The 15,599-nt window shown below is 63.9% G+C and carries 17 protein-coding genes; 6 read left to right on the top strand and 11 right to left on the bottom strand.

Annotated features, from left to right (window positions below):
- Nucleotides 1–41: 41 nt before the first annotated feature.
- Complete coding sequence (gene phaR / locus Q0X62_RS02775) at nt 42–644, bottom strand: polyhydroxyalkanoate synthesis repressor PhaR (RefSeq protein ID WP_297731358.1); 603 nt, start codon at nt 642–644, stop codon at nt 42–44.
- Nucleotides 645–809: 165 nt separating this feature from the next.
- Here phaR and phbB point away from each other — a divergent pair, with 165 nt between their 5' ends.
- Both phbB and Q0X62_RS02765 read left to right on the top strand, forming a co-directional pair.
- Entirely contained in the window at nt 810–1,535 is a 726-nt protein-coding gene (gene phbB / locus Q0X62_RS02770) for an acetoacetyl-CoA reductase (protein WP_297731356.1), read from the top strand.
- Between the two features lie 57 nt (nt 1,536–1,592).
- Nucleotides 1,593–2,327 (top strand): DUF4908 domain-containing protein, encoded by a 735-nt coding sequence (locus Q0X62_RS02765; RefSeq protein ID WP_297731355.1) that lies wholly within the window; start codon nt 1,593–1,595, stop codon nt 2,325–2,327.
- Here the strand turns inward: Q0X62_RS02765 and Q0X62_RS02760 are convergent, their stop codons facing one another.
- Both Q0X62_RS02760 and gloB read right to left on the bottom strand, forming a co-directional pair.
- On the bottom strand, nt 2,328–2,768 hold the full coding sequence (locus Q0X62_RS02760; protein WP_297731354.1) for a cupin domain-containing protein: 441 nt from the start codon (nt 2,766–2,768) through the stop codon (nt 2,328–2,330).
- Nucleotides 2,765–3,535: a hydroxyacylglutathione hydrolase gene (gene gloB, locus Q0X62_RS02755; RefSeq protein ID WP_297731352.1), complete on the bottom strand. Its 771-nt coding sequence runs from the start codon at nt 3,533–3,535 to the stop codon at nt 2,765–2,767. The genes Q0X62_RS02760 and gloB overlap by 4 nt, the downstream gene beginning before the upstream one ends.
- Before the next feature lie 102 nt (nt 3,536–3,637).
- Between gloB and Q0X62_RS02750 the strand changes: the two genes are divergently transcribed.
- Nucleotides 3,638–4,396 (top strand): methyltransferase domain-containing protein, encoded by a 759-nt coding sequence (locus Q0X62_RS02750; RefSeq protein ID WP_297731350.1) that lies wholly within the window; start codon nt 3,638–3,640, stop codon nt 4,394–4,396.
- Nucleotides 4,397–4,405: 9 nt separating this feature from the next.
- Complete coding sequence (gene hisC / locus Q0X62_RS02745; protein ID WP_297731348.1) at nt 4,406–5,494, top strand: histidinol-phosphate transaminase; 1,089 nt, start codon at nt 4,406–4,408, stop codon at nt 5,492–5,494.
- A gap of 5 nt (nt 5,495–5,499) precedes the next feature.
- Here hisC and Q0X62_RS02740 read toward each other — a convergent pair whose 3' ends face one another.
- From Q0X62_RS02740 to ftsE, 5 genes are all read right to left on the bottom strand, one after another.
- Nucleotides 5,500–6,510 (bottom strand): DUF2125 domain-containing protein, encoded by a 1,011-nt coding sequence (locus Q0X62_RS02740; protein ID WP_297731346.1) that lies wholly within the window; start codon nt 6,508–6,510, stop codon nt 5,500–5,502.
- Entirely contained in the window at nt 6,507–7,247 is a 741-nt protein-coding gene (locus Q0X62_RS02735; RefSeq protein ID WP_297731343.1) for a 1-acyl-sn-glycerol-3-phosphate acyltransferase, read from the bottom strand. Before Q0X62_RS02735 ends, Q0X62_RS02740 begins: the two co-directional genes overlap by 4 nt.
- Nucleotides 7,247–7,834: a YdcF family protein gene (locus Q0X62_RS02730; RefSeq protein WP_297731341.1), complete on the bottom strand. Its 588-nt coding sequence runs from the start codon at nt 7,832–7,834 to the stop codon at nt 7,247–7,249. The genes Q0X62_RS02735 and Q0X62_RS02730 overlap by 1 nt, the downstream gene beginning before the upstream one ends.
- A gap of 96 nt (nt 7,835–7,930) precedes the next feature.
- Nucleotides 7,931–8,839 (bottom strand): FtsX-like permease family protein, encoded by a 909-nt coding sequence (locus Q0X62_RS02725; protein WP_297731339.1) that lies wholly within the window; start codon nt 8,837–8,839, stop codon nt 7,931–7,933.
- Nucleotides 8,829–9,692, bottom strand: coding sequence for a cell division ATP-binding protein FtsE (gene ftsE, locus Q0X62_RS02720; RefSeq protein ID WP_366946094.1), 864 nt, complete (start codon nt 9,690–9,692; stop codon nt 8,829–8,831). Before ftsE ends, Q0X62_RS02725 begins: the two co-directional genes overlap by 11 nt.
- Before the next feature lie 46 nt (nt 9,693–9,738).
- Here ftsE and Q0X62_RS02715 point away from each other — a divergent pair, with 46 nt between their 5' ends.
- Nucleotides 9,739–10,578 (top strand): MJ0042-type zinc finger domain-containing protein, encoded by an 840-nt coding sequence (locus tag Q0X62_RS02715; protein ID WP_297731337.1) that lies wholly within the window; start codon nt 9,739–9,741, stop codon nt 10,576–10,578.
- Nucleotides 10,579–10,665: 87 nt separating this feature from the next.
- On the opposite strand, the gene Q0X62_RS02710 is transcribed toward Q0X62_RS02715, so the two are convergent.
- The 3 genes from Q0X62_RS02710 to argH all read right to left on the bottom strand — a co-directional run bounded on the left by Q0X62_RS02710 (nt 10,666) and on the right by argH (nt 14,865).
- Complete coding sequence (locus Q0X62_RS02710) at nt 10,666–13,215, bottom strand: DUF4175 family protein (protein ID WP_297731334.1); 2,550 nt, start codon at nt 13,213–13,215, stop codon at nt 10,666–10,668.
- Nucleotides 13,216–13,298: 83 nt separating this feature from the next.
- Entirely contained in the window at nt 13,299–13,436 is a 138-nt protein-coding gene (locus Q0X62_RS02705) for a lipoprotein (RefSeq protein WP_297731332.1), read from the bottom strand.
- Between the two features lie 10 nt (nt 13,437–13,446).
- A complete protein-coding gene (argH, locus tag Q0X62_RS02700) occupies nt 13,447–14,865 on the bottom strand; it encodes an argininosuccinate lyase (protein ID WP_297731330.1) in 1,419 nt (472 codons plus the stop codon).
- Nucleotides 14,866–14,893: 28 nt separating this feature from the next.
- Here argH and Q0X62_RS02695 point away from each other — a divergent pair, with 28 nt between their 5' ends.
- Entirely contained in the window at nt 14,894–15,481 is a 588-nt protein-coding gene (locus tag Q0X62_RS02695; RefSeq protein ID WP_297731328.1) for a TlpA disulfide reductase family protein, read from the top strand.
- Nucleotides 15,482–15,599: the final 118 nt, after the last annotated feature.

Below are 15,599 nucleotides of genomic sequence, written 5' to 3'. Positions count from 1 at the left end.
TGAGGGGGTTGTGCCAGCGCTGTGTATCGCCGACCGGGCCATCACTTTTTATCGAGCAGCTGGTCCATCTTGGCGCGCAGGCTGTCGAGCTCCTCACGCAGGGCGGACAGGTCTTCCGGTTTGCTCTCAGGTGCGGCCTCGGATCCTGTGGCGTCGGCTTCTCCCTCTGCGGATCCTGCCGGGAAGGGGGTGAACATTCGCATGGTTTGTCCGAAGAGCTCCATGTTGCGGCGCGTCTGTTCCTCGATCATGGCCATGGTTGCTTGCGGCGAACTCATGGCCTCGGTCATCTTGTCCCGAAACTCTTCCTGCTGTTGCGAGAAGGAGTTCATCGACATCTGAAGATAACCGGGCACAACGCTCTGCAGGCTGTCACCATAGAAGCCGATCAGCTGGCGCAGGAAATCGACCGGCAGGAGATTGGCCCCGCGTGACTCTTCCTCGAAAATGATCTGGGCCAGGACGCCGCGGGTCAGGTCTTCCCCGCTCTTGGCATCAACGACCTGGAAGTTCGTGCCTTTTTTGACCAGGTCCCGGAGGTAGTCCAACGTGACATACTGGCTGGTCGAGGTGTCGTAGAGGCGCCGGTTCGCATACTTCTTGATGACGATGCCGTCGGCCTTGGCGTTCGATTTGCTCACCATTTACTCCCCTGTTCGCGCCTAAAAGGATGTCGAGATTGTTTTTCGCTCGACTTGGGCGCGTTGCAATTCCATGTAAGGGTTTACGCGCTCAAGGCGGTGTGCTGCAAGCGCGAACGCGACCGGCCATGATGCCGGTGCGAAACAGACAGGTCCGGGGGGATGCTCATGACACGTACGGCATTGGTCACAGGTGGCACGCGCGGTATCGGCGCGGCGATAAGTATCGCCCTCAAATCCGCAGGACATACAGTCATTGCCAACTTTGCAGGCAATGAGGAAAAGGCGCGCGCATTCGCTGCGGACACGGGCATCCAGGTGGTGAAATTCGATGTCGGCAATTTTGACAGTTGCCAGGCCGGAGTCGCCGAAGCGGAGGCGCTCGCCGGGGCGCCGATCGATATTCTGGTCAATAATGCGGGGATTACGCGCGACACCATGTTCCACAAAATGGACGCGTCGCAGTGGAATGAGGTGATCAATGTCGATCTCAATTCCATGTTCAATGTCACCCGTCCGCTGATCGATGGTCTGCGCGAACGTGGCTGGGGTCGGGTCATCAATATTTCCTCCATCAATGGCCAGAAGGGTCAGATGGGCCAGGTCAACTACTCGGCGGCCAAGGCAGGCGTGATCGGTTTCACCAAGGCTCTGGCCCAGGAGACCGCCCGCAAGGGAATTACCGTCAACTGCATCACGCCCGGCTATATCAATACGGAAATGGTCGCGGCAGTTCCGGAAAAGGTCCTGGAGAGCATCATTGCCGGCATTCCGGTCGGACGTCTTGGCGAGGCGGGTGAAATCGGGGCGCTCTGCGTCTATCTGGCCAGCGAGGAGGCCGGGTTTGTCACCGGGTCGACCCTCACCATAAATGGCGGCCAGTACCTCGCCTGACATGAAATCACAGTCTGCCCCAAATTCGCCGTCTTGGCGGTCATGATGCGAGCCGGGATGACGCGTTGGTTGATCGCCATACTGATCGCCGCACTCGCTGCAGGCGCCGCAACAGGGATGCAAAACCCCCTGCGCGATCGCTTGTTGCGTAATGAGCGCGTGCAGCAGGTTTCCGGGTGGTTCCAGCGAGCGGACACCGGTGAGTTTTTCATTTTTGACCGGTCCGGCGATGCGGCCCTGCTGCGTGAACGCGACGCACAGGACAGTGAAGTGCTTGTGCTTTATCCGGATCGGGCACCCGGCGGCGGAACCGCGTTCATCACCGATACCGGTCGTGAAGTCATTCGCCTGACGGCTCTGGGTGGCGCGACCTATTTCCCGCACTCCGCTCCCGATGGCGTCATTGCCGATTTTGCCAGCCCGGCCGGCGCGCTCGCGCCACCGCCGCGTTCGCCCGAAGAAGTGCGCGACCGGGCCGAGGCACTGGCGACCGAAATGGCCGCTGCCCTGGACCGCTCCATATCGGTGGAGTATGCGCCTGCGCCCCGTGCCGGTCTTGGCGTCCAGTATGACACGCTGCACATGGTGGCCTCTGCCTTTGACGCCGTGCGGGCCGAGCGTCGCCGCCTGCGCGGTGTCGAGCACGTGCGTATTGAGTTGGGCGAATCTCCGGCAGCCTATCGGCAGGAATCAGCCCTGGTCGTGGTGATTGCGCCGGCACTCGGCTATGCCGGACGGCCGTCCTCGGCTTTCATTGGCCAGGTTCTGCTTAGCGGTCCCAGCGCCAGCTGATCACTCCGCTTTACCCGGGGCCCAGTCAGGTGGCGCCAGCTCGAACCCGTCAAAGTGAAAGCCCGGAGCCACCGTGCATCCGACCAGCGTCCAGGCACCGGTCGAGCGCGCCGATTGCCAGACGCCTTGTGGAACGACGCCCTGCGGTCGTTCTCCGCCGACTATAGTCGGACCAAGCCGCATGACCTCAATCGTCTCGTCGTCATGGCTTAAAGACAATTCCAGCGGCGCACCGGCATGCCAATGCCATATCTCGATGGCGTCAACGCGGTGCCAGTGCGAGCGCTCGCCCTTGGCCAGCAGATAATAAATGGCCGTCGACCGGTCGCGGCCGCCTTGCGGGTCCGGGTCGCGCAATGTCTCCACATACCAGCCGCCTTCGGGATGGGGCTGAAGACCGAGCGTCTCGATGATGCGGCGGGCGTCGGCAGGCAAGGTCAAAACTGGTCCTTTCGGCGGCGGATCTCGGCAAAGACGTCCTCGGTGGCGGCAGATGCCATGTCCAGTCGAGCCCGGATGGCGGCATCATTCGGCCGCAGGAAGGGATTGGTTGATTTTTCGGCTCCAATCGACGTGGGTACGGTTGCTTCGCCCCGCGCCCGCTCGGCATCGACCATGGTCGCATAGGCCTGTAGCTCGGTATTATCGGGATCGACGCTCAGCGCGAAACGGGCATTGGCGGCGGTGTATTCGTGGGCGCAATAGACCCGCGTCTCGTCGGGCATCTCGGCCAGACGCGACAGGGACTGCCACATCTGAGTCGGCGTGCCTTCGAACAGGCGACCGCAGCCGAGTGCAAACAGGGTGTCGCCCACAAAGGCCACCTTGTCGGCGGCGAAGTGGTAGCAGACATGCCCCATCGTGTGTCCGGGCGTGTAGAGGACTTTGGCCGTGTGGGTCCCCAGTTGCACGACATCGCCATCCCCGACCGGGTCGGTAATCGATGGAATGCGGTGGGTGTCATATCGCGGTCCCACGACCCTGGCGCCGGTCGCGGCCCGGATGGCGTCATTCCCACCGGCATGATCCGGATGGTGATGCGTGTTCCATATTTGGGTGATGTGCCAGCCGGCGGCCTCGGCTTCGGTAAGAATAACCGCCGGATCAGGCGTATCGATCGTCGCGGTTTCGCCGCTGTCCGGGTCATGGACAAGAAAGCCGTAATTGTCGGAGAGGCAAGGAAACTGCCGGATAAGGAGTTCACTCATTGTCCAAATGTCCGCTTGCGTTAGGCTGTGATGGGCGGGTTCGTCCCGAAGCCCGAGGCAGAAATCTCGCCTGACCTTAGGCACCGAGCAGGAGTGTGGCCAGTGCGCCGTGACGTTCTTGAACTGGATCGCTTCTACCGCACCCGACAGGGCCGTACGGCGCAACGCATGATCACCCGTCGGCTGGAGCCGATCTGGCCGGAAGTGCGCGGCATGGACGTGTTGGGGATCGGTTTCGCCAATCCCTATCTCGAGACCTGGCAGGCCACGGCCAGGCGTTGCGTGTCGCTCATGCCAGCGGCACAAGGTGCCATTGTGCCTGGGCCGGATGGCGTGCCGACCGCGTTGGGGGACGAGACCCATCTACCCTTCCAGGAAGCACTTTTCGACCGTGTCCTGCTCGTCCACGCCCTCGAGGAGACCGAATCCCTCCCCGCCCTGTTGCGTGAAGTCTGGCGGGTCATGGCCCCGGAAGGGCGGTTGATGATCGTCTCGCCTTCACGGGCCGGTATCTGGGCCTGGCTTGATTCGACGCCGTTCGGGCATGGCCGCCCCTTCTCGCGTGGCCAGCTCTCGCGTCTGCTGGATGATGCCTTGCTCACGCCGACAGCCTGGTCGCGCGCCCTTTATGCCCCGCCCTGGGGATGGAGTACGCATCGGAGGATATCCAATCTCTGGGAAGAGGTCGGAGAATATGCCTGGCCGGGCCTGGGCGGTCTGATCATGGTCGAGGCGGTCAAGCACACAGCCGGGGTGATGCCGGGGCTTCGGACTGCGCGCGCCCGCACGCGGGCACTTGAAGGTCGGCGCCAGCCCGCGCTATCTCCCCGGCGAGTGTCCAGCCGGACACCGAGGGACTGAGGAGTTTCCATGGCTATCGATCCACGCGCTGGCATTCTTGATATTCGCCCCTACAAACCGGGTTCGTCCGAAGCGCCGGGCATTGCCGAGCCGATCAAGCTGTCGTCGAACGAGAACGCGCTAGGGTGTTCCGACAAGGCGGCCGAGGCGATGAAGGCGACGGCGCCCAGGCTTCACCTCTATCCGGATGGCGGCGCGACCAAGCTGCGCGAAGCCATCGCGAAGGCCGAGGGTCTCGAAGCCGAAAACATCGTGTGTGGAACCGGGTCGGACGAGCTGCTTCAGCTGCTGGGCCGGGCCTATCTCAATCCGGGCGACAAGGTCGTCCAGTCGCAATACGGCTTTCTGGTCTATCGCCTGGTGGCCATGCAATGCGGGGCTGAATTCGTGTCGGCGCCCGAGCGCGATTATCGCAGTGATGTCGATGCCATTCTCGAGGCTGCCGGTGATGACACCAAGATTGTCTTCCTGGCCAATCCGAACAATCCGACCGGCACATACATCCCGGCGGATGAGGTCCGCCGATTGCGTGACGGCTTGCCGACCTCGACTCTTCTCGTACTGGATGCGGCCTATGCCGAATTTGTCCATAATCCCGATTACGAGGCCGGTATCGAGCTGGCGCGCGAACGCGATGATGTCGTGGTGACGCGAACCTTTTCGAAAATCCACGGTCTCGCGGCCCTGCGGCTGGGCTGGGCCTATGCCCAAAAGCCGATCATCGACGTACTGCACCGGGTCCGCGGACCGTTCAACGTCAATATGGCGGCAATCGAGGCCGGCACCGCCGCGATCCAGGACCGTGACTTCATGCAGCGATCGGTCGCCCACAATGATGAATGGGTCGCCTATCTGCGTCAGCAGATCGGCGGGCTGGGTCTGGAAGTCACGCCGAGCGTTTGCAATTTCGTGCTGATCCATTTCCCTGACACGCCCGGCAAGACAGCTGCCGATGCTGACGCCTACCTGACCTCAAAGGGCCTGATCATCCGCGGAGTCGAGCCCTATGGCCTGCCCAATGCCTTACGGGCGACTGTCGGGACGGAAAGCCAGAACCGGCAGTTGGTCGAGGCGCTTGCGGACTTCATGAGGGCTTGATCAGCCTAGTCTGGCGTGCCGCCGAGCCGCGCCGGCCCCAGATATACGCCGCCATCTCGGATCCGGAAGGGGAGTGAAACGCCCTCCGGTCCGCGCGGGGCCAGCATCGCGGCGACACGCAAGGCCTCGCGATTTTGTTCCGGGATCAGCCCTGCTTCGACCAAAGCCTCGGCCAGCGTATCCGGATCGGTGACCCTCAGGGACATGCGCCCATCCGGTCGGGCGAACTCATCCATCGTGAATTCCCCCACGGCCGTCAGGTCGGCTGGCCCCCAATGCAGGGCCGCATCCGTGATGTCGAGCAGGCCACCGGCCCGGCTCCAGGCCCGGGCATCGGCATTGTGTGCAAGTGCGGCCCACTGGGTCACGGAAAACTCCATGCGTGCTTCGTCCAGCCGGTAGCCGAAAGCGCGCTGCACATCCTCACTGAAAACACCCGGCGCGGCCACGATATCCTCGGCCATGATCCGGACATGAAGCGTGTTGTTCGCCTCCACGATACCATTGAGATAAAGCGCGCTGATGGACTGGATGCCCGGGGCAGCGCCGGCGCGTGTGAGGACGGTGAAATCCATCAGTTCCGCACCCACGCGTTCAGTCTCGCCGGCTTCGTTGTAGACAAGACTGACCCGGGCATCGCTGGCACCAAGCTCGAGCTGGCTGCCGGGACCATTGAGATCATGGACGAAGGCCGGGCCATCGAAGCGGATGATCCAGTGTGACAGGTCATAAGGCACCGCATGCGCTTGCAGCGCAGCCAGTTCCGCATGCCATCCGCCATCGCTCTGTGGCGCGGTGATGCGGGGTTCACGGAAGGTGATCTGGAACCGATAGGGATAGCCGGACACGGTCAGCGCTTCGCGTTCGATCACGTATCCAGCGGCCTCCTGGTCGGAGACCCAATCGTCCACTGCCGCACGGATCTGGGTGCTGGCGACGAACCAGTAGATCGAATAGAGCGCGAAAACGAGCAGAATGCCGCCGAAGGGCAGGATGAAACGAAGTCGGTCTGTCATGCCTGCTCCTCGGGGTCTGAAGTTATACCATCGACTGCGAGCAACCCGTCCGTCGCCAGATTGATGCGCGCATGCAGTTCGCGCATGAAGCTCGCCTTGTCGAGGCCCGGGGCGATAGGATCGAGAAACTCGACCACGATCCGGCCCGGCTTGCGCAGGCCGCAATAGGTCTGCAGATGGACACCCGAATTGAGCGCGACCGGAATGCAGGGCTTGTTCATTGACTTGTAAAGGCCGGCAATGCCCGGCTTGAACTCCGGAGACTCGCCCGGCTCAACCCGCGTACCTTCCGGGAAGATCAGGACCTGGCGGCCTTCCGATCCGCGCGTCGCCGCGTCGCGAAGCATGCCCTTGAGGGCCTTGCCGCCCCCCTTCCGGTCGATCGAGATATTGCCCAGCTTGACCGCAAACCAGCCGAAAAACGGCATGTAGATCAGTGAGCGTTTGAGGATGATGGCGGGGTCGGGGAGGATTTCCCAGAAGGCCAAAGTCTCCCACATGCTCATATGTTTGGAGGCGACCAGCGCGCCGCCCGTGGTCAGATGCTCGCGGCCACGCACTTCAAACGTGACGCCCAGAATCCAGCGCATGCCGAACCAGACGACCTTGAGATAGACCCGCAGGATCTTGCGGGCCCAGGACCGGGGCCCGAGCAGGAGCGGTGTGCCGATCAGGCCGAAGACCACCATCAGCCCATACATCCAGATGTAGAAAATCAGGGATCGCAAAAGGCGCATCAGGCTTCTTCCGGGCGCGGCGCCAGTGCGTCACGCAGCTGGACCGTTGTGTATTTCGCATATTCCTGGAGCCACAGACGCAAGGCGCGGACATCCTGCCAGGGTGCCGATGTGCGCACCGGAAAGGGGATGATGTCGATGCCGGGCATTCTGCTGCGGAACTCCAGAAGACTCCGGGGCAGATGATAGTCTGAGGTCACGATGATCAAGCGCTCATATCCGTTGGTCTGCACATAGGCGGCCGCCTCGCGGGCATTGCCGACCGTGTCCGTGGCCTCGCGTCCGAGGGTGACGCAGCAATCGAAACGCGCATCGTCGAGCCCGGTATGGCGGCGGATATCCGCGGTCGTGGCTGACGGATGGACTCCGGAGATCATAAGCTGGCCAGCCCGGCCGTCTTCCAGCAGTTGACCACCTGCTGCCAGTCGTCCCGCATCGCCTGTCAGAACAATGATGGCGTCGACCGAAACATCGTCGGCGGGCATGTCATAGCCTGCGACCTTGCCGGCATAGGCGGCAAAACCTACGGCACTCGTCAGGACAATCACGAAGCACAGGCCTCGCAGCCAGGACACGCTCCGTTTCATGGCGTTCTCCGGTGTGGAGGGCCCTCCGGCCCACCGTGAATCAAGTCCCTCACAGGCATGAAGCCTCGCGTCTGAAACAGGCGGATTTATGGTCGCTCACCAACGCCCCCGCAAATCGGATGCGACCGCGAGCCGGGCCGAAATCGCCGATGTCAGGCCGGCCAGAATCGGGGCCAGCGCCAGCAGGACAAACTCAAAGGGGTCGGAAGCCCATTGCGGCAGGAAAAACGCCATGTCGGCGGGCGCATCCCCCAGGCTGACCAGAAGAGAGACCAGCCCGGCAAAGATAGCCCCGGCCACGCCGGCCTTGAGCCCCAGCATGAAGAAGCGGCGCTGGAAGAGGCCGGCAATAAACCGGTCCTCGGCACCGCACAGGTGGAGCGCGTCGATCACGTCGAGGCGCGCCGCCAGACTGGCACGCGCGGCAAAGGCGATCACCGCCGCAGCGGCACCGGCGAGCAAAGCCAGCAAACCCAGGCCCAGCGCCTGGGCCGTCCCTGCGGCGCGCCGCACCGCCTGGGCCCAGCGTCCATGATCATCGATCCGGGCCGTCATGCCCTCCGCGTCGAGGCGGGCCTGAAGTCCCTCCGTATCGACAAGCGAGCCCGGGCGGGTGCGCACATCGACCAGGAGTGGCAGCGGCAGGTCATCGGGCAGATTGCCCTCGCCCAGCCAGGGTGTGAGCAGGGCGAGGGCGTGATCGCGGCCGCGCGAAGTGGCCTGCTCGACCCCGTCAAAACCGGCCGTGATTTCGGCGGCGAGCGTCGCGTCGGCCTCGGCGTCGCGGCTTTCGCCGGGGCGGATCTGGATGGTCAGAGAGGTTTCCAGATCGGTTGTCCAGCGCTGGGCCTGAAGCCAGGCACCGCGGGCGCCGAGGGCGGCGATGCACGCCAGAAAGACCAGAATGGCTGCGACGACGAAGAGGGGGCGGTCGCGGCCGGCATCGGGCGGCAGCAGGCGACCATTGCCGCCGCTGGGTGGTTTGGGCAGGCCGTCAGTCATCATGTCCGCCCGTCATGTCAGTGTCCGGATTGCTCGGATCATCCGGGTCCGGCGTGCGAGGGGCGGCCACCGCCGGAGCGGCACTGACCCGTTCGGCTTCGGCCTCAGCCTCGGCTTCCTCGCGCATGCGCAGGCGTTCGCTGCGCGGCGGCCGGATATGAAGATGGCCATTCGACAGCGTCATGACCGGGGCATCCAGCATGCGCACGAGCTGAAGGTCGTGGGTCGCGATGATGATGGTCGTGCCCAGCTTGTTGAGTTCGGCAAACAGGCGCAGCAGGCGCATGCCCATTTCCGGATCCACATTGCCGGTGGGTTCATCGGCGATCAGGACTTCCGGCTGCCCGACCACGGCCCGGGCGATGGCGACGCGCTGCTGCTCACCGCCGGACAGGGTGGCGGGAAGCGCATTCATCTTCTCACCCAGTCCGACCCAGGCGAGCAGTTCGGCGACATCCTCGGCATAGTCCTGACGCTTGCGACCGGCCACGCGCAGTGGCAGGGCGACATTGTCGAAGACATTCATGTGGCCCAGCAGGCGAAACTCCTGAAACACAACGCCGACCCGGCGTCGCAGATCGGGCAATTCATTGCGCGGCAGTGTGGCAGCATCGCGCCCGAAATAGCTGATCAGCCCGCGCGAGGGCTTTGCGGCCAGATAAATCAGTCGCAAAAGCGAGGTTTTGCCAGCTCCGGACGGTCCGGTGAGGAATTGGAAAGAACCGCGTGGTAAATCAAAAGACAAATCGCGCAGGATCTCCGGTCCCCGGCCATACCGCATGCCGACATTGTCGAAGCGGATGACCGGCTCCGGATCATGATGCGGTGACTGGGAAGAACGCGGACTGATGGAAATCCTCCATGGGTTCGGGTGAGCCGAAGAAGATGTGTAGACGACTCATATGAGCATAGTACTCAGCTGTCCGTCATGTACCACGCGTTACCGTGCCAATCCCAATGCGATTGGCACGAATGGACGTCGTGTGCGCTGTGCATCCTGTGGTCATGTCTGGACCGCCGAGGTCGAGGATCCCGGCGATCTGCCCAGCCTGCAACCCGCCCCGCCGGTCACGCCGGAGGCGCCCGTTGAGGAGGCTGCAGGCGAAAAGAAAGTTCATACAGCCTTCCGCGAGCGGCAGGAGAAAAAGCGCCGGACCCTGTCGGCCGCAGCCGCAGGCGGAGCTTGGGGCGGACTTGTCGCGGCCTGCGCCGTCCTGTTCGTGTGCGCCTGGATATTCCGCGTCGATGTCGTGACCATGTGGCCGCGCGCCTCCTCGGCCTATGCGGCTGTCGGCGCGTCTGTGAACCCCTGGGGTTATGATGTCGGCGAGCTCGACGTCACCCGTGAAATCGACCATGGCGTGCCGCTTCTGGTCGTCGAGGGCGATGTCCACAATTTCGACCGCCGTTCGCGCGCCATTCCGGGCTTGCGGGCCATCCTGCGGGACGTGCATGGCGAGGCCGTCCTGGAGTGGACGATTTCGATGCCGGCCGGAAGCCTCGGCGCCGGCCGTCGCCAGGAATTCCGGACCGTCGTCTCTGATCCGCCGCCGGAAGCGGTCGAGGTGGAGGTGGTCCTGATGGATACGCCAGCCCATGGCAATGTGATGGAGAGCGAGTATCCGTCGGAGTCGGGCGATGAGGCCGCGCAAGCTGCTGGCGATGACGTCACCGCAGAAGCTGATCACGCGCCGGCGGACCAGCATGCGGCTGCGGAACCCGTTGACGCCGGCCAGCACTGAGGCATTTTGAGTTAGCGATCAAGAAAAGGGCGGTCCGCATACCCGGGCCGCCCTTCTTCATTTGGCACCCGCAATATCGCGGAGGGATCAGAACCGGTCGAGCAGGCGGTCAATATAGTCGAGCTCTTCCTGGGGGCGCCCGGCCTCGGCGGCGCGGCGGCGCAATTCCTCGAGGATATCCCGGGCGCGGGCGCGGCTCATCTCATCGGGCACTTCGACGCCGGATCCGTCAGCAAAGGCGCCTTCGGCGGGACGGCCGAGCGGGTCGCGATTGTCTTCGCCCTCAGCTTGCTGGCCGCCATTTTCCTGCATGCGGTCAAGCAGTTCTCGGGCCAGCTCCTCGGCGCCGGAGCGCAAATCGGCCAAGGCCTGTTCCTGGGCCGCAAGCGCGCCTTCGGTATCGCCATTGCGAAGCGCTTCTTCGGCCTGGCGCATCGCTTCGCCGGCCCCGCCAAGCGCATCTTCGCCTTCACCGGGGAGGGCGTCCGCGGATTCCGAGAAGCGCTGGGCCAACTGACCCTGCGCATCGGCCAGGGCCTGGGCGCCTTGACCGCCACCGCTCTGGTTTTCAGCGAGGGATTGCGGACCTTCGCCCGATTGCTGGCCCTGCTGCTGCTGACCGGAGGAATTGCCGGATTGCGGCTGGCCGCCGCCTTCCTGTTCAGAAAGGCCGAATGTCTGGTCCTGCAGATTACGTTGTTCGCCGATCACTTCGCCCAGTTCTTCAAGGGCGCGGGCGATGGCTTCGGAGATCGGGTCGTCCTGCTGGCCTTCGCCCTGCCCCTGACCGAGTTGCATCTGCATGTTGCGGAGCATTTCTGACAGGGCGGCGAGCGCCTGGCGCGCGTCGGCGGTATTGCCCAGCTCCGCGGCGTCACGGAGCGCGTCGAGCATTTCCTGCAGGCCTTCACTATTCAGGCTCGGTCCCTGACCGCCTTCGGCGAAGTTGCCTTCCTCGGCGGCTTCTCGGGCCATGGCTGCCATATAGTTTTGCATGGCTTCTTCATAGGCCTCGAACAGGGCCGCCAGTTCGGTTTCGTCGGCGCCACGGGCCATGGCTTCCATCAGTGCGCGCTCGGCAGCACGCAGCGCGGCTTCTGCGTCAGCGAGCGAGCCGAGTTCCGCGCGCAGGGCAATCAGCCAGAGGTCACCTTCCAGATCACCAAGCGCGGCCTGGTCACGCTGCCGGCGCAGGCGGTGCAGGACCTCCCGCAGGCCGAGATAGACGATCGGGTCCTCGAAGAAATATTCCGGCGCATCGGAAATGGCCGCGAGGCTGCGGGCGACGCGTTGCAGCCCGTTCGGCGCCCGTTCGATGCGGCGGGCCGGGTTCTCGGTGAAATACGCCGGACCTTGCGGGATGTCCTCGGCATACATGACCGGTGGTTCTTCGAGCGCGGCATAGGGCTGGCTCGCGGCCATCACGTCGCGGCGTTGCTCGGCGACGGCGCGGGCCAGGGCGTCCAGGAAGACGCGGGCCGGCAGAGTGATGCCCAGCTCGGGCGAGCGACCGGTATTGCCAGCAGCATCAGTGGCGACCAGCCGGATATCGACCCGGCTGCCGGCCAGCGGATGCCGCGCTGTTTCCAGCAAAGTGGTCATGGCATCGTCTTCGCTGCCCGGCGTGACCGCGCTGGTCTCGATCGGCAGGACTTGCCACGCATCATCACTGTCTTCAGTGCGCAGCTCCAGCGCATAGCCAGTCGCGCCGTAATCATCGGTGACGGTGAAGTCGAGATCCAGTTCGCCCGCAGCGGTGGAATCCGGCACGGCGGTGAGGCGAACGCGTGGTGGTGTGTCGGGCGTGACGCTGAGCGTCCAGGTTTCGCGCGTGCCCGGGGCCGCGAGGCGCAGTGTGGCGTCGCGATCAACCGGCTGCCGGATTTCCCAGACGCTGTCGCCGATCTCATTGCCGTCCGTGCGCTGGCGTCCGTCGCCATCGCGCAGGGTCAGGCGCGGTTGACGACGCGACCCGGCGATGCGGGCCACGAAGGTCGAGCCTTCCGGCACGACGGCGTCACGGCTGTCGGCGGCCAGGAAAATCGGCGCACGCCCGGTATAGGCGGGCGGATCGATCCAGGCGTCGATGGAGAGCGTGTCGCCGCCGGCGATGATCGGCGTCAGCGAAAATGCTTCGCCGACCCTGTCGCGGGCTGTCGGGCCGGCGACCATCCAGCTGACCAGCAGGCCCAGCGCCAGCATGCCGCGGACGGCGAAACTGTCATGCCGGGCCCAGGCGGCCTGAGGGCGACGGGCCCGAGCCGCTTTCAGGCGCGCGGTCATGCGGATCTGGTGTTCGTCCCAGACTCGCCGGGCAACCGGGTCGCGATCACTCGGGCGGTCGGTCAGTGCTTCATGGGGCCGGGCAACAATGCCGGAATCGTCCTCGACGCGACGCGCGGTTTCGTCGGCATCCGGCCAGGCGAAATGGCGCAGGCCCGAACGGGTCAGCCAGATGGCAAGGGCGAGGGAGGTCAGCGCATAGATCGCACGCCAAGGGTCGCCGATACTGTCCCACAGGCCCAGAAGGGACAGGATAAGAAAACCGGATACCCAAGCCAGGCCCGGCCAGACAACCGGAACCGAGCGCTCCCAAACGAGCGCGAGCCAGGCAAGGATCAAGGACGTACGACGCATGGCGCCAAAACTATCACGCCGCACCGGAATAACGAGGCCCCGATGCATTACACTTTGGTGAGCCGGATCAGGGCGCTGGCGCGCTATTCGCTGGCGTCGTCTTCTGCCGCCTGCGGCTCACCCCAAAGCGGGTCGGGACGGTCGAGATTGCCGCGCAGGCCACAGGCCGTGACAGCGAGGGCGCTGAGGACAAGAAGGGTGAGACTGGTCAGGCGTTTCATCGTGATTTCCTCAACAACCCAGACGGTCCTTCCAGACCGCCACTTGTTCATGCACCCGTACCGGTGATGTGCCGCCAAAACTGGTGCGGCTCGACATGGATGCTCGCGCACTCAACACTGAAAACACGCGGTCGTCGATAGCCGGTTCGACCGATTGCATCTCTTCCAGGGCAAGAGCGGCCAGCGGTACGCCGCGAGCCTCGGCCAGTTTGACGATGGAGCCTGAGATGTGGTGAGCGTCGCGGAAAGGCTTGCCCAGCTCTCGGACGACATAATCAGCCAGGTCGGTGGCGTCGGAATAGGCTTCACCGGCGGCTTCTTCCAAGGCGTCGGGGAAGAAGGTCAGATCACCGGCCATGCCGGCCATGGACAAGAGGGCCAGCTCCAGATCATCGATGGCCTGGAAAACCGGCGCCTTGTCCTCCTGGAGGTCCTTGGAATAGGCCAGCGGCAGGCCCTTCACCACGGTCAGGAGGCCGGTCAGTGAGCCGATGATGCGGCCCGGCTTGGCGCGGACCAGTTCGGCGGCGTCGGGATTGCGCTTTTGCGGCATGATGGACGAGCCGGTCGACCAGGCGTCTGACAGGGTGGCAAAGCCGAAGCGGCGCGTGCACCACAGCACGATCTCTTCGGCGAAGCGGGACAGGTTCACGGCGCAGATGGCGGCGGCCGAAAGGACTTCCAGCGCGAAATCGCGCGCGGCGACTCCGTCCAGTGAGTTGGCCATGGGTCGATCGAAGCCGAGCGCCTTGGCGGTCATGTCGCGATCGATGGGGAAGGCGGTCCCGGCCAGGGCGGCACAGCCGAGCGGGCTCTCATTCAGGCGTTTGCGGGCATCGGCGAAACGGCCGCGATCGCGCTGGGCAACCTCGACATAACTCAGGAGGTGATGGCCGAGCGAGACCGGCTGGGCGGTCTGCAAATGGGTGAAACCGGGCATGACCTGATCGGCATGAATCTCGGCCTGTTTGACCAGCGCGGTCTGGTAAGCGGCCAGCATTGCATCAACCCGGTCGCAGGCATCGCGCAGCCAGAGGCGAAAATCGGTCGCGACCTGGTCATTGCGCGAGCGCGCCGTGTGTAGCCGACCGGCCGGCTCGCCGATGATCTCCTTGAGCCGGGCCTCGACATTCATGTGCACATCTTCAAGCGCGGCCGACCAGGGGAAGTCGCCGGCATGGATCTCCGAACGGACCTGTTCCAGTCCGCGCTGGATCGCCGCAGCATCCTCGCTTGAAATCACCCCCGTTGCGGCCAACATTTGGCTGTGGGCCAGGGAACCATCAATATCCTGATCCGCCATGCGCTGGTCGATATCGATCGACGCGTTGATCGCTTCCATGACTGCGGAGGGTCCGGCCGAGAAACGGCCGCCCCACATCGCACTGGAAGAAGGGGTCTTCGCGTTGTCGCTTGTGTCGTCTGCCATGTCGGAAATGCCCGTGAAGGAGATTGAGATGAAAATGTCGCCGCTCAAGGCCGGGCTGATCGTGATGCCCGCTATCGGTATTATTGGCCTTCTATACGTGGTGTTTTCGGCCATGGACAAGGGTGAAACCGGTCCGCTGGGCAGCTATGCCCATGGCGAAATGCGGGCTTTTGTCTCGCTTGATGATGCGCCGGCCCAGCCCAATCTCGCCTATGTCGATGGTGACGGGGATGAGGTGCGCCTGTCGGATTATCGCGGTCAGGTCATTCTCGTGAATTACTGGGCGACCTGGTGTGGCCCCTGTGTCGAGGAAATGCCGGCCCTGTCCGAACTCCAATCGGAACTGGGCGGTGATGATTTCCAGGTCGTCACGGTGACCCTGGACCGGTCAATCGAGGATGCCCGTGAATTCCTCACCCGGATGGAGCTGGGCAATCTGCCGCTCATCCATGACGGGACTTTCTCCAGTCCCAGTCTGGTGCGGGCAATCGGCCTGCCCATGTCCATTCTTTATGATGGGCAGGGCCGTGAGATCGGCCGCGTACCGGCTCCGGCGGAATGGAATAGCGAAGACGCCTACGCCCTGATCAGGGCGGCGATCCGCCGCAACGTCTGACCACTCGGACTTGCGCAAAGAAAACGGGCCGCTCCGATGTCTCGGGGCGGCCCAGTTGTTTGCATCTCGGAGGGATAATCGAGGAGCAAACCCGTTCGGGGAGGAGCGGGTTGGCGTC

It is taken from the genome of uncultured Maricaulis sp., from assembly GCF_947259345.1.
Taxonomy (GTDB): domain Bacteria; phylum Pseudomonadota; class Alphaproteobacteria; order Caulobacterales; family Maricaulaceae; genus Maricaulis.
This window is presented reverse-complemented; position numbering and strand designations above follow the sequence as displayed.